Source organism: Terasakiella pusilla DSM 6293 (genome assembly GCF_000688235.1).
GTDB lineage: Bacteria > Pseudomonadota > Alphaproteobacteria > Rhodospirillales > Terasakiellaceae > Terasakiella > Terasakiella pusilla.
The window spans coordinates 1-24056 of sequence record NZ_JHYO01000012.1 but is presented as its reverse complement, the minus strand read 5'-3'; the positions used below and the strand labels follow the sequence as shown (position 1 = coordinate 24056).

General features: G+C 46.9%; 27 protein-coding genes, 1 tRNA gene and 1 pseudogene. 12 read left to right on the top strand and 17 right to left on the bottom strand.

Annotation, left to right across the window (positions count from 1 at the left end):
- Positions 1-29 precede the first annotated feature (29 nt).
- The 4 genes from Q397_RS0109570 to Q397_RS0109555 form a co-directional block, all read right to left on the bottom strand.
- The gene (locus tag Q397_RS0109570) at positions 30-986 is read right to left on the bottom strand and encodes an AbrB family transcriptional regulator (protein ID WP_156950675.1); all 957 of its coding nucleotides are present in this window, start codon (positions 984-986) and stop codon (positions 30-32) included.
- A gap of 68 nt (positions 987-1054) precedes the next feature.
- Entirely contained in the window at positions 1055-2149 is a 1095-nt protein-coding gene (locus tag Q397_RS0109565) for a 4-oxalomesaconate tautomerase (RefSeq protein WP_028879232.1), read from the bottom strand.
- Between the two features lie 13 nt (positions 2150-2162).
- A complete protein-coding gene (locus tag Q397_RS0109560) occupies positions 2163-4142 on the bottom strand; it encodes a tripartite tricarboxylate transporter permease (protein ID WP_028879231.1) in 1980 nt (659 codons plus the stop codon).
- A gap of 142 nt (positions 4143-4284) precedes the next feature.
- A complete protein-coding gene (locus tag Q397_RS0109555; protein ID WP_038013381.1) occupies positions 4285-5373 on the bottom strand; it encodes a Bug family tripartite tricarboxylate transporter substrate binding protein in 1089 nt (362 codons plus the stop codon).
- A gap of 313 nt (positions 5374-5686) precedes the next feature.
- On the opposite strand from Q397_RS0109555, the gene Q397_RS0109550 reads away from it, so the two are divergent.
- From Q397_RS0109550 to Q397_RS21875, 5 genes are all read left to right on the top strand, one after another.
- A complete protein-coding gene (locus tag Q397_RS0109550; RefSeq protein ID WP_028879229.1) occupies positions 5687-5887 on the top strand; it encodes a hypothetical protein in 201 nt (66 codons plus the stop codon).
- Between the two features lie 16 nt (positions 5888-5903).
- Positions 5904-6809: a LysR family transcriptional regulator gene (locus tag Q397_RS21880; RefSeq protein WP_051609891.1), complete on the top strand. Its 906-nt coding sequence runs from the start codon at positions 5904-5906 to the stop codon at positions 6807-6809.
- A gap of 35 nt (positions 6810-6844) precedes the next feature.
- On the top strand, positions 6845-7510 hold the full coding sequence (locus Q397_RS0109540) for a response regulator (protein ID WP_028879228.1): 666 nt from the start codon (positions 6845-6847) through the stop codon (positions 7508-7510).
- Complete coding sequence (locus Q397_RS0109535) at positions 7507-8874, top strand: sensor histidine kinase (protein WP_028879227.1); 1368 nt, start codon at positions 7507-7509, stop codon at positions 8872-8874. The genes Q397_RS0109540 and Q397_RS0109535 overlap by 4 nt, the downstream gene beginning before the upstream one ends.
- 80 nt (positions 8875-8954) lie before the next feature.
- On the top strand, positions 8955-9818 hold the full coding sequence (locus Q397_RS21875) for a D-2-hydroxyacid dehydrogenase family protein (protein WP_240475050.1): 864 nt from the start codon (positions 8955-8957) through the stop codon (positions 9816-9818).
- A gap of 222 nt (positions 9819-10040) precedes the next feature.
- On the opposite strand, the gene Q397_RS0109525 is transcribed toward Q397_RS21875, so the two are convergent.
- Positions 10041-10127 (bottom strand) — tRNA-Leu (locus Q397_RS0109525).
- Between the two features lie 68 nt (positions 10128-10195).
- On the bottom strand, positions 10196-11917 hold the full coding sequence (locus Q397_RS0109520) for a hypothetical protein (protein ID WP_156950674.1): 1722 nt from the start codon (positions 11915-11917) through the stop codon (positions 10196-10198).
- Between the two features lie 126 nt (positions 11918-12043).
- Here Q397_RS0109520 and Q397_RS0109515 point away from each other — a divergent pair, with 126 nt between their 5' ends.
- From Q397_RS0109515 to Q397_RS0109505, 3 genes are read left to right on the top strand one after another with little or no spacing between them, the layout of a single operon-like run.
- Positions 12044-12838: a tetratricopeptide repeat protein gene (locus tag Q397_RS0109515; protein ID WP_028879225.1), complete on the top strand. Its 795-nt coding sequence runs from the start codon at positions 12044-12046 to the stop codon at positions 12836-12838.
- Between the two features lie 58 nt (positions 12839-12896).
- Positions 12897-13391 (top strand): YdcF family protein, encoded by a 495-nt coding sequence (locus tag Q397_RS21870; protein ID WP_051609890.1) that lies wholly within the window; start codon positions 12897-12899, stop codon positions 13389-13391.
- A gap of 13 nt (positions 13392-13404) precedes the next feature.
- Entirely contained in the window at positions 13405-14109 is a 705-nt protein-coding gene (locus tag Q397_RS0109505) for an amidohydrolase family protein (protein WP_028879224.1), read from the top strand.
- Here Q397_RS0109505 and Q397_RS24075 read toward each other — a convergent pair.
- Positions 14106-15053: a transglycosylase SLT domain-containing protein gene (locus Q397_RS24075; RefSeq protein ID WP_051609889.1), complete on the bottom strand. Its 948-nt coding sequence runs from the start codon at positions 15051-15053 to the stop codon at positions 14106-14108. The two genes, Q397_RS0109505 and Q397_RS24075, sit on opposite strands and share 4 nt — an antisense overlap.
- Before the next feature lie 617 nt (positions 15054-15670).
- On the opposite strand from Q397_RS24075, the gene Q397_RS24965 reads away from it, so the two are divergent.
- Positions 15671-15820, top strand: a complete 150-nt coding sequence (locus Q397_RS24965; RefSeq protein WP_156950673.1) for a hypothetical protein — start codon at positions 15671-15673, stop codon at positions 15818-15820.
- A 5-nt stretch (positions 15821-15825) separates the two neighbouring features.
- Here Q397_RS24965 and Q397_RS25630 read toward each other — a convergent pair whose 3' ends face one another.
- A complete protein-coding gene (locus Q397_RS25630; protein ID WP_478121257.1) occupies positions 15826-16077 on the bottom strand; it encodes a DUF7947 five-stranded beta-barrel domain-containing protein in 252 nt (83 codons plus the stop codon).
- Positions 16078-16109: 32 nt separating this feature from the next.
- Positions 16110-16625 carry a DUF7946 domain-containing protein gene (locus tag Q397_RS0109485; protein WP_028879222.1) on the bottom strand — a complete coding sequence of 172 codons (516 nt, stop codon included), beginning with the start codon at positions 16623-16625 and terminating at the stop codon, positions 16110-16112.
- 101 nt (positions 16626-16726) lie between these two features.
- On the opposite strand from Q397_RS0109485, the gene Q397_RS0109480 reads away from it, so the two are divergent.
- Positions 16727-17101, top strand: a complete 375-nt coding sequence (locus Q397_RS0109480; RefSeq protein WP_028879221.1) for a hypothetical protein — start codon at positions 16727-16729, stop codon at positions 17099-17101.
- Positions 17102-17114: 13 nt separating this feature from the next.
- Positions 17115-17948 (top strand): putative phage abortive infection protein, encoded by an 834-nt coding sequence (locus Q397_RS21860; RefSeq protein WP_169737986.1) that lies wholly within the window; start codon positions 17115-17117, stop codon positions 17946-17948.
- Position 17949: 1 nt separating this feature from the next.
- On the opposite strand, the gene Q397_RS0109470 is transcribed toward Q397_RS21860, so the two are convergent.
- The 8 genes and pseudogenes from Q397_RS0109470 to Q397_RS0109435 form a co-directional block, all read right to left on the bottom strand.
- Positions 17950-18549, bottom strand: a complete 600-nt coding sequence (locus tag Q397_RS0109470) for a tyrosine-type recombinase/integrase (protein WP_028879220.1) — start codon at positions 18547-18549, stop codon at positions 17950-17952.
- Between the two features lie 109 nt (positions 18550-18658).
- Positions 18659-19087, bottom strand: coding sequence for a hypothetical protein (locus Q397_RS0109465; protein WP_028879219.1), 429 nt, complete (start codon positions 19085-19087; stop codon positions 18659-18661).
- A 937-nt stretch (positions 19088-20024) separates the two neighbouring features.
- Positions 20025-20324 (bottom strand): hypothetical protein, encoded by a 300-nt coding sequence (locus tag Q397_RS0109460; protein WP_028879218.1) that lies wholly within the window; start codon positions 20322-20324, stop codon positions 20025-20027.
- Positions 20321-20599, bottom strand: coding sequence for a hypothetical protein (locus Q397_RS0109455; RefSeq protein ID WP_028879217.1), 279 nt, complete (start codon positions 20597-20599; stop codon positions 20321-20323). Before Q397_RS0109455 ends, Q397_RS0109460 begins: the two co-directional genes overlap by 4 nt.
- 68 nt (positions 20600-20667) lie before the next feature.
- On the bottom strand, positions 20668-21060 hold the full coding sequence (locus Q397_RS0109450) for a hypothetical protein (RefSeq protein ID WP_156950672.1): 393 nt from the start codon (positions 21058-21060) through the stop codon (positions 20668-20670).
- On the bottom strand, positions 21042-21473 hold the full coding sequence (locus Q397_RS0109445) for a hypothetical protein (RefSeq protein ID WP_156950671.1): 432 nt from the start codon (positions 21471-21473) through the stop codon (positions 21042-21044). Before Q397_RS0109445 ends, Q397_RS0109450 begins: the two co-directional genes overlap by 19 nt.
- Positions 21474-21511: 38 nt before the next feature.
- Positions 21512-21880 (bottom strand): annotated as a pseudogene (locus Q397_RS25505) (putative phage abortive infection protein); the annotation flags it as partial.
- Positions 21881-21948: 68 nt separating this feature from the next.
- A complete protein-coding gene (locus tag Q397_RS0109435; protein WP_028879213.1) occupies positions 21949-23586 on the bottom strand; it encodes a tyrosine-type recombinase/integrase in 1638 nt (545 codons plus the stop codon).
- Positions 23587-23819: 233 nt separating this feature from the next.
- Between Q397_RS0109435 and Q397_RS21855 the strand changes: the two genes are divergently transcribed.
- Positions 23820-24056 (top strand): transposase (locus tag Q397_RS21855; protein WP_038013375.1); only part of this gene is annotated, 237 nt, incomplete at its 3' end.

The following is a 24056-nucleotide window of genomic DNA, read 5'->3' as shown; positions in this document are numbered from 1 at the left end:
CGGTACTCAAAAGGTACCGCCTTCTTTTTTTAAGCAAAGCGCTTGATGAGCTTAAATATTAACTGCGCCCCAACAATAACGAGTACCATTCGGATAAGATGATGAAGCGCAACATAAGTGACATCGATATCCATAGCAAAGGCGATTAGGTTCATTTCTGCCTGTCCGCCGGGGGAAAAAGCAAGCAGCGCTGCAACCGGATCAGCTTCGGCAAAGATAAAAACAAGTCCGACAAAGGCGGCTGTCAGTATTCCTAGAATAAGAAGGTAACCGAAGGAAATGAAAATGACTGACGCCATTTCTTTGACTCTCATACCTTGATATTGGCACCCGATATGAACGCCGATAATCAACTGGGCGAGATCAATAAACGCTTTAGGTGGCGTTGCTTCAACCCACCCCAAATAATGGGCAAGTCCGCTGACGACCATCGGACCTACGATGGCAGATCCGCTTATACGAAGTAGCTTTGCCAAGCCCCAACCAAGACCACCACACAAGAATAAAATAATCAGACTTTCGAAGTCTGGCCAGTGATGTAGGCCTGCGTTCTCGGTTTCAAGCCCTTCAATCCATCTCACCAGAAAAGGTAAGGTAAAAACCAAAAAAATGATACGGGTCGCATGGACTAAGGCGAGGGGCTGAATTTTAGCCCCTGCCTCTTCACCAAAGGCGACCATATCTTGAAAACCGCCGGGCATGGCTGCGTAATAAGCTGTCGGTCTATCAAATTTCGCGACGGTGCGGAAAAAAGCGTAGCCGATTAACCCTGTAAGTAAACAGTAGGGCGGCAAAAACAATAAGCTATGAGAAAGGTCGCCCAAGCGTTCATTTATTTCAGGTGAGAACGCACTGCCAATGGCAACACCTAAAATCGCACGCATGGACAAGACAATGGAACCTGGCTTGTATAATGAGAGGCCGCAAAAGGTTGCGATTAAGCACACGCTCATCGCACCCAAAAGCCATGCCAGCGGTAACTCCATGAGGGCAAAGGAGAAACCGCCGGCACACCCCAGCAATAAAGCGGGGAGTTTTTTGAGGTGCTGTTTAATCAGTTTTTGCTCCAGATATTTTCTGAAACCAAGACTTCGCCCTGAAACAGACGTCGCGCGGTTCGTAGAATGCCAGCATAATTAAAGGTCAAGTCGCTGGTATGTCCTGTAACGGACAGTTCAACTTCGATCTGACCGGAAGGGTGCTCAATCACAATATTCTCCACATCACGGCGGTCTACTTGGCTCAGGTCTTCTGCTACAGTTCCTTTCATCACCGCACAGGTTGCGACACATTGTGCACCCGTCACAGCATGGGTTGGATGACAATCCCATGGCATGAAGTAGCGTGATGTTATGTTGCCGCCTTTGTTCGGTTTAGAAAGAATACCGATTTTTGGGATAACCTTTTGAGAGACATCGCCAAGCCCCATGCGTTTGCCGGCTATTCTGCGGATCGCTTCAATTCTTTCCAGCAAGTCAACATTGGCATCCAGTTCAGCCTTTGTTTCATTCCCTTTCAGACCGAGATCAGTCGCGCGCATCATGACCATAGGAACGGCCACATCCATGCAGGTAACGTCAATGCCATTGATTTCTTCCATGACTTTACCTGTCGGCAGGATTGCACCTGTTTTGGACCCGTCCACCCCCATGAAGCGTAGCATAATGGGGGCGGCTGAACCCGGAACGCCGTCGATTGTCGCACTGCCGTCGTATTCGACCTGACCATCCGGGGTTTGCACAACGGCATCAATGCGGCTGTTCGTATTGACATTTCGGATGCGCACCAGCGTTTCGCCGTCTTTGGGCATGACCAAGCCTTCTTCAATGGCGAACGGGCCAACTGCGGAGAGAATGTTCCCACAGGATGGGGATATATCAACAACGCCTTGATCAATAGAGACCTGAGCAAAGAGATAGTCCACATCAATACCTTCAATGGGAGAAGGTGAGATCATAGCGACTTTGCTTGTAACCGCCTGCGCCCCGCCGACACCATTGATCTGCAAGGGGTCAGGTGATCCCATTGCGGCCAGTAAAACGGCATTGCGTCGTTCTTCTGTTTGAGGCAAATCGCCCAGTTTGAAGAAGGGGGCTTTGGAGGTTCCCCCGCGCATCAGAACGCAGGGGATAGCACGTTGTTTTGTCATAGCGATTTCCTCCTTACCCAATTGGCCACGGCAGTTCGATCAGGTACTGGAGATATCCCCGTGGGAAATCCAGAACCATGATGTGAGCCAGTGCCGTCAGACCACCAAGGGTGCAGGCCACGAGAATGGCAATGCGGACCCAGGATGCTTTTGCTTTCGTGCGCAAGTACGTTGTCATGAAGACAAAGAGGGCAGGAAGGAAGCCGACTAACGCGATACCTGCAATGAAACTGACAAACCAGAACAAGTAGTGGCTTATAGATTGAACGTCTTCCATACCCACATGGTCACCGACGTGTTCGTGATCATAATTCACAGGGTCGTCGACTTTGTTTGTGGCGAGCTTGTAGAAAACAATGGAGCTAAAGGCCAGCATCACAGCCGATACACTTCCGCTAAAGACACCGCCGAGGAAAGACTGGCTCGTTGCATCCAGAAGACCAAAAGCGAAGAACAGTACAACAACGCCCGCAAATATTGCCTGTGGTTTTAGATTGGTGGCATGGGAGATTTCTTCTTCTTCATGCTCAACCGGGTTTTCAGGTTTTTTACGCATGCTAACCCAGAGTGACAGAACAATCAGTGCGCCGATAATCAACACACCGGGACGTGTCAGGAAGCCCCAGTCATAAAACTGAACGGACTGATAAAGGTATGTTTCAGCAGTACCGGAAAGAACGAAACCGATTAGAAAAGCCGGTCGCGGCCAGCCAAAACGCTTCATTCCAATACCCAGCAACGAAACACCCAACAAAGCGAGCAGGTCATTCAGATCACGTGTTGCCTGAAAGGCGGCAAAACAGATAATCGTGATCATAAACGGTGCGAGATAAGAATAAGGAATGGTGGTCAAACGTGCGACTGCAGGAGACAGGAACAGGCATAATCCGGCACCGACCACGTTTGCCAACGCCAAGGACCAAACGATTGTATAGGTAATATTTAATTCTGCGCCAACCAATGCTGGGCCAGGTTCCATTCCAATCAAGATCATACCGCCAATAAAGACAGCCATTGAGCCGGAACCCGGAATACCAAATAGCAAAGTGGGGATTAAACCGCCGCCTTCTTTTGCGTTGTTGGCAGATTCAGGGGCAAGGACACCACGGATATCCCCTTTGCCGTACTGAGATTTATCTTTGGATGATTGAACGGCATGCCCATAGGCAATCCAATCTACGACTGAACCACCCAGACCGGGTAAAGCACCAACAAGACACCCGGCAATGGCACAACGTACGCAGAGCCATTTATGGCGGATCATATCTTTTGCACCATCTAGCCAACCGGAACCAAGTGAAGCGGATTTGGAGATTGCGCGGTTTTGACGTGCCAGATCAATAATTTCGGGAATAGCAAAAATGCCCAGCCCGACGATGACCAGCTTGAGACCATCCATCAGGTACGGGACATCCATGGACATACGAAATTCACCTGTTGCAGGTGCGCCCCCAATGGAACCGAGCAACAGGCCAATTCCACAGGCTGAAAGACCTTTGGTAAGACTGTTGCCCGCTAGAACCCCAACCATGGATAGGCCAAGGACGGCCAGCATAAACAGTTCTGCGGAACCAAATGCAAGGATCACGGGACGAGCGATTAAAACAAAAACGGTGAGGACAATCGCACCGAAAAGCCCACCGAACAGGGAGGCCGTGAAGGCCGCGCCAAGAGCACGGGCGGCATGGCCTTTTTTAGCCAGCGGGAAACCGTCAAGAACCGTGGCTTGTGACGCAGATGAGCCTGGAATACCCATCAAAACTGACGTGAAAGTATCGGAGGTAGGAATTACCGCAACTAGTCCAACCAGCATAGCAAGTGCGGAGATCGGATCCATTCCATAGAGAAATGGAAGACAGAGGGAAAGGCCGACAATACCACCAAGTCCCGGAAAAATGCCTACGGCCAAACCGAGCAATACGCCACCGACAAGGTATAGTAGATGGGTGCCGCTTGCTACAGTTGCCAAGGCTGTCATCATGGCTTCTAACATAACGAGTTCCTAAAATTAGGGTGAGCGATAGCGTTTGCGCGAATACAATTGAAACGCTCAGCAATTTAATTTGATAAAAAGGAGTTGTGTTTTGGGTAGACTTCGGGCGAGTTCCTAGATGGATACCCGCCCGTTTAGGTCTTTAGAATTTGACGTTGTAGGCTTCAGTTAGCCAGTCGCGCACATAGTTCTGTGCAGCTTTAGAAACGTTGATAGCAACATCTTTTACTTTTGTCGCTTGAGCGCCTGTAGATTGTGGGTATGTCCCCAATGTCATCTCGGCTTTTTGGGCAAAGTCAGGTGCCGTTACAACTTTTTTGAAAGCTTCGGTATATGTGTCAATAATGTCCTGTGGCGTGCCTTTTGGCAGGAAAACCATTTTCTGACCGGGGAAGCCCGCTGTGAAGAAGGCTTTCCAAGCGTCCCATGCCTCACCAGACGGCTTCTTGCCATGAACCATTTCGTAAACTTCAGGGAAGCTCGGCAGATCAGGGAATGTCGGATCGCGAACAACATCGCCATTTTCATTCAACGCCCCCCAGCTCATCAGAGGGATCGCTTTGCCTTCTTCTACGAGAGGTAAAGATTTTTTCAGATAACCGGTAGAAGTCTGATAATCCACATTGACTTCGCCGCGCTCGAACGCCAAGCGACCCGCACCACGACCTTTCATACCGAAGATCGCTTTTACATCTATATCTAGCATTTTCAAAGAAAGAAGCGGGATCAAATCTAGGGAAGTCGCGCCCTGAGACCCATACTTAAGGGATTGCCCACGCAGTTTCGTGATATCCTTGGCTGATTTTACGCCTAGTTCAGGGTTCACATAAAAAACACCACCTGTGGCGGATGCCAACACAACATTCCAATCCTTGTAGTCATAGCGAACACGCTTGTCACCTAACAGATAAGGAAATTGTGTTGAACCGGAAGTGCCGAGAATTTGCAGACCATCGGGTTTTGCACGCATGGCAAATTGGTTGGCTCCTTTGGTTGAACCACCGCCGGGAACATTTTTGACAACAACGACGGGGTTGCCTGGAAGCGCCTCACTCAGTAATGGGGCATAGAAACGCGCCCAACGGTCAGAACCGCCACCTTCTTTAAATGGGACAATCCATTCAATGCGCTGACCAGAAAAATCAGCTGCTTCTATAGCGCTTGCGATGGTCATTGCGCCGGCAACACCTGCCAGCATCATAGAAAACTTTTTCAATGTCTTCGGAACCATAAGTAAAACCTCCAATAAGAATAACTTGTGAGAGTTGCCCTTTTCTTTAGCTGGGATTCTTTGGCGATCCCGAGGTTTACTCCCGTTTTAAACAAGGCATTTGCCCAGTTCTTAAGAAGACATTACGTCTGCTACCTTTCAGTCAGCTTTCAGCTTTTATAGTTTTCTTTCAATACTGTCATCATATCAGAAACTTTTCAAACAGGTCGTGCTTTTCCACGATGCCCTGACTGACGAGCGAGCATTACCATCCTTTGTCATTTCTCCATATACTGCGATGCAACGAACACAAGATGATTTTGGAGTAAAGCAAATGATTACCTATGAACAACAAATCGATACAGCCCAGCCCCAAACACGAGCACACAAGATTCTGGGCGCTCTTAATGGTGTTGTTGAAACGACAAAAGAAATGACTGCTCTGGTGAGAAGAGCCATTCATGCTAAAAATGCCGCTGACAACTTTTCGAAAGGTTCTCATGATAAGGTTATGAAAATCTTGTTGGAAGACTAATTAAATGTGAGGCCTCATGCAGAGTTTCGACATTGTTACCTTGCGGGTATTTTTAGGGGTCGCACGCCTCGGAAGTATTGGGGCCGCGGCCCGAAACGAGCATATTGCGGCCTCTGCGGCCTCAAGGCGGATCAGTGATCTTGAGCATGCTCTTGATGCGATCCTTATTAAACGCACCCCAACAGGGGCAAGCCTGACGCCGGCTGGCAAGACCTTTGCCAAACATTGCGAATCGCTATTGTCTCAGTACGCTGATATTCGTGCGGATTTAAAACGCTATTCCCAAGGAAACGGTGGGGAATTTCGTATCGCGGCGATCACCTCGGTGATGAACGGACCTTTGCCCTCTGTTGTCGCCAAATTTAAAGAAGAAAACCCGCAACTGAATGTTCATTTGCGCGAGATATTTTCCCAGGAAGGTATACGTTTCTTGCGTGAGGATTTAGCCGATCTTGTGCTGATATCAGATACAACGGTGACAAAAGGTTTTGATGTTGTCCCCTATGCGCACGATCCAGTTTGGATCGTCGGAAAATCAGGCCATCCGGTTTTTGGGACCACACGAAGGACAACGCCTGTTTCTTTTGAAGATACCCTGAAATACGAGCATATTTCTTTTCATGAAGGCGGTGTGCTTGATGAATTGGTCGCAGAAGCAACACGCAAAGCAGGTCGCACCCCTTCATACAAAACAAAAGTGATGCGCTTTGGTTCCTTGCGCACCTGTGTACAAGCAGGTTTGGGTTTGGGGTTTATCCGTGAAAGTCTTGCCAAGCCGTACATAAATAAAACGGATTTGGATGGTCGCCCTTTAAAAGATGAATGGGCGTCTCGTAATCTGGTTTGCGCCGTTCCCAAAGGACAGGCAAAGGCGCCTGTCATTCTTAAGTTTCTGGCATGTTTGAAAGAGAATCAAAAATAAGTTTCAAAAACGGTAATCTTCCTTATTATTTAGCTATGAGAATTCTTGTAGTTGAAGACCATGCTGATCTGGCAAGTGCCATCTCGCGCTCCATTAAACAAATGGGGCACGCTGTTGATGTGCTTGACGATGGCGGCCTTGCCAACGATGTCCTTAAAACGGAAAACTACGACCTGCTGGTCCTGGACTTAAATCTGCCGGGCATGGATGGGCTGGATATTCTAAAACATTTTCGGGAACGTGGCGGATCTTCTCCCGTCTTGATTTTGACGGCGCGGGCTGAGATTGAAGACAGGGTTAGTGGACTTGACCTAGGTGCGGATGATTATCTGACCAAACCATTTGAGGTCAGTGAACTCGAAGCCCACATACGTGCATTATTGCGACGTCACCAAGCAAAAAGAAGTACTTTGATTAAAGCTGGTGTCCTTGTTTTTGATACGAATAGTCGTCTCTTTATCGTAGACGGTTATGATCTGTCTCTAACGCCACGTGAACGCGCTGTCTTGGAAGTGTTGATTCGAAATCATCGTAGTGTGGTCCCAAAAGACAAAATTTTTGAACATATCTTTGGCTTTGATGACGAAGCTGACCTGTCGGCTATTGAAATCTATATTTCCAGACTTCGCAAAAAGTTGAAGGCGTATGATGTCGGTATTCGAACCATTCGTGGGATAGGGTATATGTTGGAGGCTGAATGACGTCGCCAATAAGTTCGTTAAAAAGGCGTCTCCTGACCTGGTTATTGATCCCCTTAGCCGTCATGGCTTTTGCGTTAGTTGCAGAATCCTATTTTAGTTCGAAAAAATCTATCCGTGAGATCCATGATCGCATGATGGTCTCAATGGCGTTGCTTGTTTCTGAAAATGTCATCAAAAGTGGGGGTGACATGCTGTCAGAAGACGCAAGTGCGCTGCTCAGTTTATCGTCAAATGAAAGACTTTATTATCAAGTTCTTGGCCCCGATGGTGCTTTCATTACCGGGTATGCTGATTTACCCCAACCAAAGAAAACACAGAAGTATTTAGAAGGGTATCCGCACTTTTACGATACAATCTACGACAATCAACCGGTGCGTATGATGGCTATGCGTTTTTTGGTGGAAGGACGTGGGGCTGAGGGCTGGGTACGGATTTTGGTCGCACAAACCAAAACAGAGCGTGACGACCTTTTGCTTCGCGCTGTTCTTCAATCCGCCGTTCGAATTGTTTTGGTCATCGGATTGGCCTCGTTACTTGCCATCATTGGTGTGGAGAGGGGACTGGAACCCTTAGCCAAATTGCAGACCTCAATTCAAAAACGCTCTTATAACGATTTGCGTCCGATCAATAAAAGTATGCCGAAAGAAATAAGCAAAGTCGTTGAAGCCTTGAACGGGTTGTTGGTGCGACTACAAGACAGTATCGAAAATCAACGCCGTTTTATCTCCAATGCATCTCATCAGCTTAGAACGCCCTTAGCGGTTTTACAGGCAGAAGCTGAACTTGCATTGCGCGAAGTCGACGACCCTCAGTCTATTCAAGCCTTGGAAAGCATTCTGGCCAGTACAAAACAGACGTCGCGCCTTGCAAAACAGTTGCTGAGTTTAACCCGTGTCCGGGGAAACCCCCGAGGTGGGGCAAATGAAACCCAGTTTGATTTGGTCGTTCTCGCACGCGATATGACGGTGGAATGGGTCAAACGTGCAATCGACTTGGAAAAGGACTTGGGGTTTGAGGCTGAGATTTCAGAACGCTTATTTAGAGGTAGCGAATTTCAAATCCGTGAAATGTTGTCCAATTTGATCGACAACGCGTTGAAGTATGGCGGTGACGAAATCTCAGTTCGCGTCACGGAAATTGATGGTCAAGTCGCATTGGAAGTGGAAGACAACGGCAAGGGAATCCCTGAAGATCAGCGTGGACAGGTTTTTGAAAGGTTCGTGCGTTTAGATGAACGTGCAGGAGAAGGCTGTGGTCTTGGGATGGATATTGTCCGTGAAATTGTCGAAGGCCACGATGGAAAAATTAAACTCTTGGATGGGAAAGGAAATCAAGGCCTTTTGGTACGTATCCTTTTCCCGTAAAGAAGGAGAAAAGGCATGACGCGTATCGCTATTCTTGACGATTATCAGAATGTTGCTCTGGATATGGCCGACTGGTCCTGGTGGATGTAACCGTTTTTAATGAACCTCTGAAAAACCCAGCGGAAACACTGAAAGAGTTCGAGATTATTTGTATTATGCGGGAACGCACCCCCTTTCCCCGTAAAATGTTCGAGCAACTTCCACTTTTAAAACTATTAGTGACATCAGGAAAGCGCAATGGCGCAATCGATCTTGACGCGGCCCGCGATCACAACGTAACCGTATGCGGCACGTCTTCCCCAGGCCATGCAACAGCAGAATTGACATGGGGCCTTATTTTATCTTTGACACGACAAATTCCTTCGCAATATCAAAATGTGCGTGAGGGGCGCTGGCAAAGCAGGTTAGGCTGTGATGTGCGTGGTAAAACGCTTGGTATTATTGGTCTTGGTCGCATGGGCACGCAAGTTGCGCGAATTGGTCAGGCTTTCGGCATGAATGTTATCGCCTGGAGCCGAAACATGACCGCTGACCAAGCCGCCGAACATGGTGCAGTCTACGTGGAAAAAGAAGCGCTGTTTGAACAGGCCGATATCGTTTCCATCCATATGAAATATAGCGTGGCCATCAAACATCTTGTTGGTAAAAAAGAACTGGGCCTTATGAAAGAGAGCTCGTATCTCATCAACACCTCTCGCGCGCCCATTATCGATACCGATGCCTTAATTGAGGTCTTACAGAAAGGCAAAATTGCTGGAGCAGGTCTTGATGTTTATGACATCGAACCTTTACCCTTTGACCATCCTTTGAGAACATCACCCAATTGCGTTCTTACCCCCCACATTGGCTACGTAACCAGAGAAACTTACGACGTCTTCTACGGTGAAACCGTTGACGTGGTCCGGGCCTTTCTGGAGGGGAACAAATTAAACGAGATGACTTAAAAAATATGCCGGACCAAGCGATCGAGGGCAAGTGCTTGGCCCAGCACTAAGAGGATGCGAATAAACTCTAGGGAGATATCTCTTCGCATTTGAGTGATAGATCGTTCGGGGAGGATCTATAAGAAGGACCGTAGCGCTCTAACCTGTCAATTACCTTTCAGGTAAGTGCCGGTAGAAAAGCAAAAGGCTCAGCCCTTTTGGGGCTAAGCCTTTGAAATTACTTGGTGCGGGCGGGCGGACTTGAACCGCCAAGACCAAAAGGTCGGCAGATTTTAAGTCTGCTGTGTTTACCGATTTCACCACGCCCGCACAGCAAGTGGTGCCCCGTTAAGAAGCGGGTGCACATTATCGCCACAGGGGGGCGATTGCAAGAGGGTTTATTTCTTTAATCCTGCTTTTTTTAACATGATGTGTAGCTGAGTGACCATTTTGTCTTTCTTGGTCTGGGTGTTTGCCGCTTCGGTGAACTTTTCGACGAAGTTGGGTTGGCGCAGGTGTTCTTGAACACGATCGCGCACCCAGTTGAGTGTGCGTCCTTCGATCAGCAGGCCAGAGGCGCAGAACTGCAAGAGGTTGGTGGCGCGAATAAAGAGCGGGTCTTCCGGGCTGTCCATCCTGTCGATAATGCGTTCTTCATCCAAAAAGGTATAGAGCAGATCATCCAGCCATTGGACCAGTTTGAGGTTGGTCTTTTGCGGCAAGCTGATTTCCAAGGCCATGCGTTGCAGGGTCGAGAGGACTTTCAGTTTGCGTTTTACGGGTAATCTATAATGGACGATGTCGTGGACATGTTCCGGCCCGTCCATGAATTTTGGGATAAAATCACAGACGATCTTTGAACAGTCCTGCCCGAACTGGGATTTGGACAGTGTGAGTAGATAGCGCAGTTGCAAGACCGGAGCTTGGAGAGTTTCAACGATGTACTTGATAGCCTCTTCGGGTTGCTCCAATGTTCTGTCCCGATTAAAGCTGCGGGTGGCGCACATGGTCAGGGCTTCCGCCATTCCTTCCCCGCCCAGCAGGGTGCCATTTTTTGCGATGTAGAGCGGCAGCAGTTCCTTAAAGGCGTGCTTTTCTTCGTACATATCGCCTTTGGTCAGGGCGGTGCGGTTGCGTAACATCTGTTCAACACGGTCAGCCAGCGTGCGGCGACTTTGTGTCATGGGATGTTTGCGCATCAAAGTTGCGATGCGTTTTAGGCCCATCGTGTCCCATTTTAGGGGCTCATATTTGGCAATGCACATTTCGGTCAGGACTTTGATGGCGTTATACCGGTCCGGCTGTTTGCCCAACATTTCCTGAATGACGCTGGGCATGATGAACATCTCTGCGATCAGTTCGTCCAACATCTCTGTGGTATTTTCATGCAAGCTGGCCAGATCCTGATCCCCTAAGAGATCGAAAAGACCAGCGAGTTTTGCCTCCCAGGAGGTGGCGGAAGCTGTTGTGCGGCAAACAGAACATAAGACACGATAGTGAACGGCACTTTCTTCATATTTGCCAGCCTCTGCGAGATAGCTGTTCAGCGTACCTTTGTTGATATCGTCAAAGCCTGTGCTTTGTGCTTTTGTGAGGATATGTTGAAAGAAGGATTGAATGTTATCGCGTTGGTCTTTTTCCCCAATGCGTCCACGCACGGCCTGAATGGAGGCGAGGCGATCAAGGGCGGCAAAAAACAGCGGGTCTTCCATGAGTTTGGAAAGTTCGCGCGGGCTGTGCAAGGCTTCCCTTGGTGTTAAGGCCTGTTGATCGAAATAGTCACGCAGCAGATGGGCGAGAGTCTGTCGGCTTTCTGTTGAGAAAAGGTCGTCGGCCGTTTTCCAGACAGGCGAGCTGGTGATGTGGCCCAGCCCCGCTTTCTTTTTGATCGAGGTGACATTTTCGTCAAAGACGGTCTTTTTTTCACCGCTTTTGGTGGTTTGAATAACCTGTACCTGATCAGCGACCTTCTGTTTTAAAAGGGAGCGAGCCTCCTGTACAGCTTCGTTCTCGCTGGTTTTGTAAGAATGGAAACTCCAGCGATTTGCACTTTTGACTTTGAGTTCGAATTGACCCGGCACAATAACCCTCAACCATAGATGTTGTTTTTTAAGTAACATAACAGTCGCAAGGGTTTCTGTCACGCGGGTCTGTTTAAGAATTTACTTTGTTAGGGCTTCTTTTATAAACTATGTCTATAGTGAGGTTGTTTTAGTCGGTGGTTAAGAGGGAAAGTGAAGATATCAATGGTCCGTCTCGTTGCTTTGTTGGGGGCATTGTTTGTCCTGTCTGCCTGTTCACTCCCGTCACCAGCCAATTTACCTGTCCTAAAATCTGAAGCCTCCGTTCGACCGGATTTACGCGATCGGATCAGCCACCGTTTGCTGTGGTTAGCGCCGGAGCAGGAGTGGCACTATAACTGTCTGTTCTTGAAACCGATTGCAGACCTTACCCGTGATGAACAACGATTAGCCCTTCCCAGTGCGGATTTGTTGTTTCGGGCGTATTTTGAAGATCAGCGCCTTGCCCATCGCTCTGCCGGTTTTCTGTATCGCCAAGTTGCTGATCAGGGGGTCGCATATGCGTATCTTAAACTTGGAAATTTGATTTTAGATGGCAAAGGAACAGAGCCTAACCCACTAGGCGGGGCAAAGGTTATCTATCAGTCTGCTTTGTTGGATTGTGCCGCAGGACAACATCGCTATGCGGAACTTTTGACGCAAGGCAAAGGCGTTGCAACGGATCTGGTGGCAGCATGGAGCTGGGCCGAAGTTGCGAAAAACCAAGGGTTTGAGGGTAGTGAAACCCTGCAAAAACGCATGGAAAGCGTCATGGCGCCAGCCCAGATTGAACTGGCAAAAGGCGATGCCAAGAGATTGCGCAATCAGCTCAACCTGTTTAATCACGGCGCGTTGGGTAAAGAATTGGTGGAATGTCGCACGGAGCGAAATGTGCGGCCCTTTATCACCCGTATGCGTGCCTGTCATGCCATGGGCGGCACCCATGATGGACAGACGATTGAATTTAGAACCACGCCGTAAACGATCATGACAAAACCATTAGAAGAGAGTTTGGCAAATCGAATAAAGTTTGCAGAAAATGGTTAATTCTGTTGTGGTCATCCTTGGCGCAGCGTTGCAAGCGGATGGGGCAGCGAGCCCTGCGTTGAGGCGACGGGTCGAAACCGGCTGTTGTTTTGCGGCTGAAAAGGATGCCGACCTGTTGATGTGTGGAGGTGTTACCCATCCGGAAGTTCCCATGAGCGAGGCCGCCGTCATGGCGCAACTGGCGAGGGAAATGGGATTTCCAAACCAAAGAATATATCGGGAAGAACACTCACAGAATACGCTGGAGAATGCGTTTTTTGCGTCCCGATTGATTAAGGAAAAAGGTTGGGCGCGCGTGACGATTGTGACTCAGCGCTATCATGTGCCGCGGGCACTGTTTTCTTTTAAATCATACGGTATTTCAGCGGGTTATAAAGCTGTGCAGGGCGAGAAAATCACGCCTTTGCTATTTTTTTCTTATCTGCGTGAGGTTCCGGCTTTGCTTTGGTATGGGGTTCGGGTATTAAACGGACAGTGTAGAAAATAAGCAACCAGAAATAATGACCCTGTCTCGATTGTTATGTGCCGGCACGTTGTGTGTTGGCTTATCTGTCTCCGCTGTCAAAGCCGAGACTTGCCCGGAAATAAATAGCTTTGATGGCTTGATCTTTGATGCCGGGGCTTTTGTTGCCTCAACAGGGATGGAAGGCTATTTGGATCAGGCGCTGACATACGGGGTCGAAAAAGCAGTTTTATACCCACATCCCTTTGCAGACGATAACAACCAACCACCGGCACTGGAAGAAAGCTTCCCCGATTTAGTGGTCCGTGGCAATGCGCCGTGGAGTGATGCAGCCCCGGTGATCTGGCCTGAACCTATTACCTCCAACATGATTAGCAGCTTTGAAGCGGAGTTGGTGCGCAATGCGGATCAGCCCTATCTGTTGTCTCATGTGTCGCGTTTTGATGCAAAGGTGATCAAGCGTTGGATGGGGGTGCATCATAATCTGTGGATCGGTTTTAGTGAGCCGGAGATCACGCAGTTGGTGGACAGTTGTGCGCAAGGGCCGCTGGCGGATTTAATGCGCGCCGCAGGGAATCGTGTGGTGTTTTCTTCTTTCGGGAAAGATCAGGGCTGGGAAGAGTATAAGTGGACCATCCGTAAACTTAAAAAGCTCTCGACTTATTTGCCGGCAGCTCAGGCAGAGGCTTTGCTTTATAAAAACGCCGAAGAGCTTTTCAAGTTGTCTGTAACGGCACCTTAATCCTCTAACAGGTTTTGCGGCTGGGCTGTGGTGCTGGCTTCAATGTAATCCGGGTGGGCGACAGTTCGGCGCCACCGATCAAGTTGTGCCGAGCGGCGTTTGGAAAAATCATGTTGCTGCCCAAGGCCGCGATAGGTCGTGGTGGTGTTGGTTAACAGCCCCTTTTTTTCCTTTTGTACCCGCAGAGCGGTGTTTCGCGCTGCGTTGACCTGTGGGGAGTTGGACAGGCGGCGGCTGTCACGCCATTGCGAGATCTGCGCACTCATATCATCCACACGTTTGACCGCTTCGCGCTGGTTTGACAGCCGTTTTCTAAAGTTATTATTCAGCAAGGTTGTACGCTGTGTATCGATCTGGGCGACCCGATAGCTGTTTTCACGATTGGGTTGGTCGTGTGGCTCTTCCGTATTGGCGTATTTCCAGAAACCCAGCACTTTTTCTTTGTAATACAGGCCCCGGTCCGGGTCGGAGGAATGGTAGCGACCGGCAGCGGCGCTCCAGGATTTGGTTTCTTTAAACAAACGGGCGAGGAAATCACCTGCGTAATTGGTGTTGAGGTATGGATCGAACGCATCATCCAGATTCTTAAAAGCTTCGGGGTGATAACGTAGGTTGATCTGCATACAGCCCACATCAATATTGGTCACTCCTTGGGCCTGCAATTGGCGTACATGACGGATGGCGTCTGTCTTGGTGGGGAAATATTCGCCTGCTTTACCGGACGCAACGGTCCAGGGCCAGGCAATATTTGCCTTGTCTTCTTTGACCCAGCGGCCGGATTCTGTCAGCGAAATGGCCCGAAGTAAATTGCGCGGAATGTTGTATTTTTGTTCAGAAGCATGGGCCGCGCTTTTACATAAATCTATGTTTTTAATTGCTTTTGTGCTGGCCTGAGCTGTCATGCTGAGGCAGGCACCAACTAGAAACAGTATGAGATATCTCATGGCTTAACTTCTCTATTCGATAGGCAGGAACAATCTTCTGGTTTTATCAAAGCAAACGTGATGCCAGTTTGTACGTTCCCTGTCGCGAAAGAGAGAAAATGCAGAAAATAATTAAAATCGGGTTGATTTATTTTTCCGAGTATGTTCTATACGTCCTCAGCAATTAACGTGTAAACTGTTTATAGGTTAATTGACTTTCTTGGACGTTTCCTCCCAAACTTTTTAGGCTCATCTACGGATGGGCCTTTTCTTTTTATTTTCTGCCATTTTTTAAATAAGTCAGAGTATATTTCATATTCCTAATGGCACAACAATATGGCACAATATATGGCACATTTTTGTGAACCAAATATATGTCGTTTTTGTTGATTAACATATTTTAAGTTAAGTTGTTCTCGATATCGAGATATCTCTCATCCAAGTAGCTATAGCGAAGTTCGACGCTGTGACAGATAGTAAAACCGCACTATATCTTTGATGGATTGACCTATGATGAAAAGAAAAAGAATTACAGTGATACGTTTCGACGCTTCATAGACCGTTCAGACGCCGCCGCACCACGCACCAGCTTCCATTCATTCCGACATAACTTCAAGAAAGCCGTTGATACTGAAAGCGTGAAAGATATCTTTCTGTTTAAAATCATGGGATGGGCACCGGAAAACAAATCCATGAAACACCAATACGGTAAAATTGAACCACATGAACTGGTGCCCTATGTGAAAGCGATCTCGTATGATCTGGATTTGTCAGGGCTGTATGTTTGAGACCATCAAATATGACGGCAGCCAACTAAGATATATCGCTTGGTTTGATCCCGTGCAGACAGAACTCGCTTCACTTGGAACACAATCGATGATGGCAACCTATTTGTAGCTTTATCCAAAGACCAAGACAGTAGGGCGGCATCTTCATCATTCAAGGCATTTGACTCTGGGCTGAACGAAAGCGTTCGTTGTAGGTAGTCATCATACAGACGACCTTTTTGTGAAATCACATTATAGCGGGTAACATGCCCTGTAATTTCTTCGACATTAGGCTGCTGGTCCCGCGTGGTTACCCAGTCAAAGTATCCCGGTCAAAAGTCGCCAATGTCGATTTCGGACGCTCAAGCGTGACGTCACCACCGACACTCTGAATCGTTCGATGTCCGTCTATGAGCGATCCCTCCATAGCTTCTGCGACACTATCGAGGAACGGTTCGTCCTTGGTGTTCAACTTAGTCATAAATGGCGTCTCTGGCGTTGCCACTAATCCGGTTGCTTTTGCAAACGTCATCTTTAGGAAATCATAACAAGCATTGCTTAAGACACCGCTACCGATACCCGCAGCATACACTTCTGGATTTTGAGTAATTTGGATAACAAGTTCTTGCAGAAAACTGCCACGTCTTGATGGCAGCATGTAAATATCAGCACCTCGCAACGCAGTCGCATGATGAATGACATCGTAATGAATAAATCCATGAACCGAAATTTGGATAGCACGAGCTATACCATGGATCGATTTTGATCCGTCATACATCGGTAACATCGTTTGCGGATAACGCACCTTCAACTTAACGTCAGTCATTGCACCCCCTGAATGCCAGAATTCCCTATTTACATTTTTAAGAGTATTGTATTAATATAAATAACTCAAGATTGTCTTTTGTGATTTAAGCGGAAACACCAATGAAGTATTTTGCCAACGGAACCCCACCCTACAAAATTGATTTTCACATCGAACTGGAAACTCCCTCTACAGAGGAAAAGTTTGGGTTTATTGTCTTGTTAGAAGCAAAGTTCATGGCCGAGATTACCTACAAAGGACGCTTCGATAGTGGAACAGAAATATGTGGATCAGTCGAATTATCGTTTGACAGTTATGACAATTACGATGGGGCAATCTACCACTGTCGTGACAAACTTACAGACGCAGGCGAAGTCAAGAAAGATTACGTCGGAGCACTTGAATATGCTGATCGAGGCGGATTAATGACCAAAAAACTGATTAAAGAAATTGAAAAGATGGACTTATCCAATTCTGATTTTAGTCAGTCAGAATAATGGCAACATGAACATGGAAGAAGAACAAGAAACCAAGGTATCAAAACCGTTTGTAATCGGGTCGATCATCTGGGCCGCCATTGGTTTTAGTCGGGGAGTATTTGAATATAGCACCAATGACAAATTCCACCTGAATGAACTTGGTGACTACTTTGCTGGCTGGTTTGCTCCCCTCGCATTCGCATGGTTCATGTATGCTGTGTTTATGCAGCGGAAGGAGCTAATTGAAACCCGCAAGGTTTCGAAAATGCAAAATGAAGAACTGGCAGAAACACGTCGTGTGACAGAAATGCAGGCAGAACAATTGTCATTACAGCGTGAAGAACTCGAAGGCTCACGAAAAGCATTAGAAGACCAGTCACATGCGTTGAACCGACAGAACGTCGAAAACACATTCTTTAACCTTGTTAAATCTCTACATGACATCATCGACGCCATGTCGGGACATAAAAGAGAAGGTCGTGATGTAATCACACGGTATAAGCAATTAATAGAGAGACACTTGGGACAAAATGATTTTCAAACGTATTGCGATCTTTATCACCAAACATATGATGACTTCGAAGGATCAGTTAGTCATTACTTCCGGCTAATTGAACGGATAATTCAGTATGTAGATGCAAGCCCGTCACTGAGTGAAAGTGAAAAAATTGAGCTTGTCGATTTCCTAAGATCACAAATTTCTAACGATGAATTGGTGGTCTTATTTTGTCACACACTTGCACATAAAAACTACGGGTTAAGTAGCTTCTGCCACAAATATCAATTCCTTGCCCATGTCCCTCACCGAACTCTACAAAGTAGCGACTATACAAAAGAGCATATACGCCATGTGGGAGCGTTCTGACTCAAACCACACCCTTTACAATCTTTTCCAAAATCATCGGATTACTGTCAGCATATTCTGCGGATTGGTTCACAGTCGCGTGCCCCATGAGGGTGGATAGGTTCTTCAAACCAACCCCGGCATTAATCAATCGGGTCGCAAAGGTCCGGCGACCGCTATGGCTACTGGTCGCATCAGGCAGACCGGATTTGATGAACAACTTCTTCACCAATTGTTGCATAGTATTCCCTGTAAAACCGCCGCCCTTCTGTGATCGGAACAAGTAGCTACCGGGGTTCAGGTTTGGGCCTTCGGTGGCACGGCGGTAATCGATGTAATTCTGGATGGCACGACGCACACGCAGGTTGCTCAAAAACACTTCCCGGTTTCGCTTGGTCTTGCTGTTGGCAATCTTGATCTGGAATTGTTGACGAATTTCACCATCGGCATCCATGACATCACAAATCCGCAAAGAACTGACTTCATTAACCCGTAGGCCCAGACCAAACAAACACAGCAAAATAGCGGTATTACGAGCCGCGTGTGCTTCTACGGCAGTAATCTTCATTAGTCGTTCAAACTCCGCATCCGTCAAAACTTTCGCTTTACCTTCCCGGCTCATTAACACCTCCTATAATGTTTACATTTCCAAGCACCAGTAGGTAATTCAAGATTGTGATCCGGGGTAAAAATGAAGAGCACCCCAAAACCCGCATAAATACTCACAATGTTTAGCTTTGGACATTAGTAAACTTTTTCCACCGGGTGCGTTCAAATGCGTCATCTAATGCCACCAGCACATCTTCATCCTGATCGTCTAATGCTTCAACAACGCGGTTCAAAGTTGCCTGCACATGACCCAACGTTGCACCACACCGGATACTCTCATATCCACGAATTTTGACCTTCTGGGATGAATAACGCAGGATCAGATAATATTCGCCATCATCAGCCCAATACCACTTACGCACCGGCACGGCGATTGTAGTGGGCTTACCATGATGATAACGACGTCGTTCAATCGTTAATGTTTTACCATTGAGTTCCTGTGCGACGACATTCAACTGTTGGGCCAGTGCAGCCCGGAAGACTTTGACTGGATCATTTCGTTTCACCACTGCCATTGGCTTTTGCTTGTTGCTAAAGTTCAATTCAATCATGATAAGCATCCTGCGTAATTGGATTAAATCCTATACTTTCATTATCAAAAGTCAAATTCAGGCCATTTGCATATCACGCCAAAAGCCTTGCTGATTTCAATTAAACGAGTCCATTCAATAGCTTCCATATTAAAAGGTAACCTCGTGTTACCACTCTCATCGCATGGTTGCTACTCCGCGATTATTGCGATTTCGGCATCGAATCCAAAACAAGAACATTGTTAGGAATAAATTAATTGACGATTCAGTATGCCCTGATTTAGAAGGCAAATATGGTGGCTGGGACATGCAACTGATGGCCTGTGCTAAATAAAACCATACGACATACAAAGAGGCTCTTGTCACACCTAAATTGGCGATACCGGGACACATGACCGGCGGCGTAAGCTCCAAGCCTCGGAGCGACTGGCAGATCGACTAAATTAGCGGTTCCCACCAGCATAAAAAAAGGGGCCACGGCGGTGTTGCCGCTGTGTAGAACTCAGGCATTTTATTAAATTTTCTCTTAGGTTCAAAAAAGATGCTGGCACTGTGAAAAAGATTACAACCAGCACGTTCACATTGGCTTCCAACCAAGGTCAGTCTGAACGACCGTCAGGTGCTTCGGCACGGATGTTCGATGTATTGTGGTAGTGTAAGCGGCTGACCGCCTACCCGTTGTTATTTCTAGCAACAAGTCGATTGGTTGGGGTGTTATGACGGCTCATTGCAGGTCATACCTTCATCTCCCCTTGTCTCGCGATTATTTTTTTCACGGGACAGGGGGGATGAAGGTATATCTGGTCTATTGCAGGTGATAAAATCATTTGGTCCTCAGACCCAAATGAAAAACAAAATTAACGTAAACCCCGCAGGCGAATGCCAAGGGGTTAAGTTAATTTTCCGACGAACGCGACTGCGTTTGGCGGTTGACTATTATATGTCCTCTTAGCGGACATTATTCTGATTTCAAGAAGTCTATTTTGACATCGAGATCATAGACCAAATAAAGCAGATCGTCGGACGAATTCGACCAAATTTCAATATTCACATAATCTTGCCATATAGCGAGCATATCTCGGCAGAACCGATCCAAGTCTGTTGTGTGAAGTAACGTTGAAATTGATACCGGATGCATTCGCGGCAGCAATTCAACCAATCGATCCAGTTGTTCACCCGTTAAATCAATGCCAAGGCAATGTTCATAGTCGGCATGTGTCGGTTTTTCTAGGGAAACATAATCATCAATAGAAATCATTGTCCAATCTCCATCTCGATTTGACGAATGTAATGCCGCAACCAACGCTTAAGCGTTTCATTGCGACAATTTTTAGTCAATTCTGACAGGAAGTTCTGCATGGCGACCCAAACTTCGCCACTGGGATTACTTTTGGTTCGCCGTAGCGTCGAAAAATACGTTCGGGAACGTTGGACCTGTGCAGTTAGGTCCGACCAACTACGGATCAAATTATTGGCGACCAGAAATTTTTGGATCACCATATAAAGCGGCAAATCGGTGTCTGCGATAATCATAACTTCATCTCCATTAAAATTATTATACAGAGATATTTATCAATGACGATCTACCATGATGAATTATGTCAATCGGATTTACATAGCGGAATGGGAATAACCTGCATAGAATTGTTAACAATGTTAACACTGAGGATGTCATCCCCTGTGATGTTAACGTTAACACCGTCGAGAATGGCGTTAACACCCGTATCTGTCAGTTTACACCATGCAGCGTCTATGACGCTGTTAACGGCATCTTCCGGGCTTGACGATACGATCACAACTTTCCCGGTCGCCGTGATACGGCAGGGACCGTCAAAGCGTTGCTGAACACTGATATCGAGAAACTCAACCTTATAACTATCAATACTCATACCGGGCTGTGCAAATGCATCAGGCATGTATCGGGGTGGAAGTGTCCCAGTGATGGATACCGGGATGATGTAAATCTGCTTGGTCATCATACGGACAAATTCCAATCTGCACCATGATCGGTTGATGAAATTTCCGCCGTTTCCAAATCAACGGCAATGACATTACCATCCAGCATAATTTCGACATCCAGCAGGATGTCAACGAAATCCGTGCAACGAACTGAAACGAGAGGGTTTTGCCCAATACGCTCCAGTGCATCAGTCAGGGTCTTCCCAAAAACCGCAATCACACCACAGCCATGGATAAATGCCGATTGCATGCCACCATCAAGGTTCTTATAGCAATGTTCGAAGGTCGCATTACCCAGCACATGGCCTTCGATAGTCATCTTCATCTGGTCAATAACCAGATCACCTGCCGTGGGCATAGTGTTGCCACGAACCTTCACTGGCACGGTGTATAAAAAATCGGCACATTGATACGGGGTATTTGAAATAGCAAAATCGCACAGTCGCATGGGAACCTCCATCAGTTGATGGCGGTATTTATCAGCAGCTAAGATTTCAGATTGTCTTCTATATAGGGGGCTTCTTCTTGGCGGCCTTCTGACGTAATCTTTGTATATAACGAAATCAAATTATCATTACCTTCAAAAGCCCAACGCTTAAACTGTGTAATGCTTTCTTCTCGGATTAACGATGTTGAACGTAAATCTTTGAATATCGAAATCCGCTCACACTCTGCTTTCAGGGCCATACCATCTCTCGTCAACGACTTGAAATATATTAGTCCTAGTTCAGCTTCGGATAGGTTTGAGCGGAGTATTCCTACGTGCTTCGCAATGTCAAAATCATCTGACAATGAAGCATGCTGACCAGTGATGAGTTTGATAATATTCAGCAGCACCCGGAAGTAATGATCTAAATCTTTGGAATATGATGATGAATACGAATTCTGAACTGAACTATTTTATATAAATATTCAACGGTGGTTCACGATTTATAACTGGCTGGTTTGACAAGGTGTTCGATACCGAACTCAAGTTCTGCGAGGCTGGTAATTAAAGTCGAGGGGGGTATCTGATCTGCGTATTTGGCTGCGGCATCTTTTTTCATCCCCCAACCGGCGACGGTCTTCCAATCGACTTCTCGAATTTTCTTATTATTATTTGCGTAAAACTTGTATGTATGACGATATGAATGGAACTTCTGTTTCTCATTCCAAACGCCACGTTCCTCCATCCACTCCTTCATCATCTTCTGTGGATCGCCAACATAGAAATTATTGGCTTTGGTCGTATGGACATCTGCAAACACCATTTTTTCCCCGGCAACTTTCCGCATACTCACATAATCGATGAACCCCCATTCAATCAGTTTAGGGTGCACCGGAAGCCAGCGTGGTCTGTCGGTTTTAGTATGAGGAAGATGGATGACCCAAAGATCACCGTAATCAAAGAAAACAGATTCAGTCTCCATGGAAAAAATCTCATTCCCCCGCATGCCATGAAACAGTGCTAACAATGGTGCCCAGCCCCAGTTATTATGACGGGTTGGTTCCCAGTCCGTGAACAGATCAGTTAATTGCTCAGGGGTCATATTCGTTCGCTTAGACCCTTCGGTTTTTCCACGGATACGGTTGGCTGGGTGCGACAGGTTGTATTTCTTACCAAATTCATCGATGGTCCAGTTGAAGAATTGGGTGATGTGTCCGATGTATTTTTCGGCTGTATCGTTCATCAGAAGTTGCGGAACCGGCTGTGGCTCTAAACCCTTCTCCAAAATTTCTTCGTTTTCTTCTTTGAGTTCTATTATCTCGTCAGCCTGTTCTTGTGGCGATTTTGTTTTTTTACGATGCCAGCCGTATGGAAGGTTTCGAATGATCCGGCGAATGTCATAGATGTCATCTCGTTCGATGGAGCCTATTGGACGGTCCGCATAGTGCGTTTCAAGGATGGTCAATAATGTTGAATAGTTGCTGCGTTTCCGGTTTCCTTTATCCGGGTTCAAAAAATCGTCTATCACGTCTTTGACTGTTGGTTGTGTCAAGTAAAGAGGACGTTCCCCGATATTGTTTAAGAGTGTTGATGCCAATATTTCAAGTTGGGACGGATCATCAACGCGAGGCGAAAGTTTTGATGCAATGATATTCTGTAGGGCGGCTGTCTTTGTATGATTGGCTAAATCGGCATGCGTTGCGAGCAAGAGCTTGTGTTGAAGTTCTGTAAGATACCGAGGGTCGATTGTGTCCCCATGGCTCTTGACAGCTTCCATGATGAGAAGAGCGGGGTTGTGATGTGGGTCAGCACGCTTGGATCGAATGTCATTAACGATACGGTCAAGGAGCCGCTGTTCGTCCATTGCAGCCATGGTGCGAATGATGGTCGGTTGAGGTCTGGCAGCAAGAAACATGGCTTTTAATTTGGCGGTATGGGACTGTTGTAGGATGTCAGCCATGGCGGGATCGCTGGTTCCCAATGTGAAACGAACATGTTCATGGTGTTTCAGTTTGGCTTTTTTGCCATGATCATATTCATAATGTTCAGGGAGATCGCCTCGGACGTCTGATGGTATCGTTAGCTTGTAATGGTATCTGCCACCGCGTTGCGTAGTATTCGATATTTTTTTCATTTTCGCACCATATTTCCGAGAACTGTGGAAAATCAAAATGGCACAATTCTATGGCACAAAATAATGGCACATGATGCTAAAAAATCAAGCAAAATAGCGTATTTATTAGGGTTTTGTATTTTCTGGAAACGATTATACGTTTCCTCCCAAACTAATTTTCGGCTCTCCTCGTGAGAGCCTCAGATTGCTGACAAAGGTCTCGCCTTGGCGAGGCCTTTGTGATTCAATGAGGAATGCTTAAAAAACGCGGTCCTCAACAAACGGAACTTGAGATGGTCAGTCTGGATAGTCTGGTTCCGTCCAACCATCTTTTGCGCAAAATTGATGCGCATATTGATTTCAGTTTCATTCACGACAAAGTGGCGCCTTTATATTGCGCCGATAATGGTCGACCTCCGCTTGATCCGACTATGTTGTTTAAGGCTTTACTGGTCGGTTATCTCTTTGGCATTCGCTCCGAGCGTCAGTTG

Excerpts from the sequence above, each read along its gene's own strand:
- Q397_RS0109570 (WP_156950675.1), bottom strand. The coding sequence starts at position 986 with ATGGAGTTACCGCTGGCATGGCTTTTGGGTGCGATGAGCGTGTGCTTA.
- Q397_RS0109565 (WP_028879232.1), bottom strand. The coding sequence starts at position 2,149 with ATGACAAAACAACGTGCTATCCCCTGCGTTCTGATGCGCGGGGGAACC.
- Q397_RS0109560 (WP_028879231.1), bottom strand. The coding sequence starts at position 4,142 with ATGTTAGAAGCCATGATGACAGCCTTGGCAACTGTAGCAAGCGGCACC.
- Q397_RS0109555 (WP_038013381.1), bottom strand. The coding sequence starts at position 5,373 with ATGGTTCCGAAGACATTGAAAAAGTTTTCTATGATGCTGGCAGGTGTT.
- Q397_RS0109550 (WP_028879229.1), top strand. The coding sequence starts at position 5,687 with ATGATTACCTATGAACAACAAATCGATACAGCCCAGCCCCAAACACGA.
- Q397_RS21880 (WP_051609891.1), top strand. The coding sequence starts at position 5,904 with ATGCAGAGTTTCGACATTGTTACCTTGCGGGTATTTTTAGGGGTCGCA.
- Q397_RS0109540 (WP_028879228.1), top strand. The coding sequence starts at position 6,845 with ATGAGAATTCTTGTAGTTGAAGACCATGCTGATCTGGCAAGTGCCATC.
- Q397_RS0109535 (WP_028879227.1), top strand. The coding sequence starts at position 7,507 with ATGACGTCGCCAATAAGTTCGTTAAAAAGGCGTCTCCTGACCTGGTTA.
- Q397_RS0109520 (WP_156950674.1), bottom strand. The coding sequence starts at position 11,917 with ATGTTACTTAAAAAACAACATCTATGGTTGAGGGTTATTGTGCCGGGT.
- Q397_RS0109515 (WP_028879225.1), top strand. The coding sequence starts at position 12,044 with ATGGTCCGTCTCGTTGCTTTGTTGGGGGCATTGTTTGTCCTGTCTGCC.
- Q397_RS21870 (WP_051609890.1), top strand. The coding sequence starts at position 12,897 with ATGGTTAATTCTGTTGTGGTCATCCTTGGCGCAGCGTTGCAAGCGGAT.
- Q397_RS0109505 (WP_028879224.1), top strand. The coding sequence starts at position 13,405 with ATGACCCTGTCTCGATTGTTATGTGCCGGCACGTTGTGTGTTGGCTTA.
- Q397_RS24075 (WP_051609889.1), bottom strand. The coding sequence starts at position 15,053 with ATGAGATATCTCATACTGTTTCTAGTTGGTGCCTGCCTCAGCATGACA.
- Q397_RS0109485 (WP_028879222.1), bottom strand. The coding sequence starts at position 16,625 with ATGACTGACGTTAAGTTGAAGGTGCGTTATCCGCAAACGATGTTACCG.
- Q397_RS0109480 (WP_028879221.1), top strand. The coding sequence starts at position 16,727 with ATGAAGTATTTTGCCAACGGAACCCCACCCTACAAAATTGATTTTCAC.
- Q397_RS21860 (WP_169737986.1), top strand. The coding sequence starts at position 17,115 with ATGGAAGAAGAACAAGAAACCAAGGTATCAAAACCGTTTGTAATCGGG.
- Q397_RS0109470 (WP_028879220.1), bottom strand. The coding sequence starts at position 18,549 with ATGAGCCGGGAAGGTAAAGCGAAAGTTTTGACGGATGCGGAGTTTGAA.
- Q397_RS0109465 (WP_028879219.1), bottom strand. The coding sequence starts at position 19,087 with ATGATTGAATTGAACTTTAGCAACAAGCAAAAGCCAATGGCAGTGGTG.
- Q397_RS0109460 (WP_028879218.1), bottom strand. The coding sequence starts at position 20,324 with ATGATTTCTATTGATGATTATGTTTCCCTAGAAAAACCGACACATGCC.
- Q397_RS0109455 (WP_028879217.1), bottom strand. The coding sequence starts at position 20,599 with ATGATTATCGCAGACACCGATTTGCCGCTTTATATGGTGATCCAAAAA.
- Q397_RS0109445 (WP_156950671.1), bottom strand. The coding sequence starts at position 21,473 with ATGCGACTGTGCGATTTTGCTATTTCAAATACCCCGTATCAATGTGCC.
- Q397_RS0109435 (WP_028879213.1), bottom strand. The coding sequence starts at position 23,586 with ATGAAAAAAATATCGAATACTACGCAACGCGGTGGCAGATACCATTAC.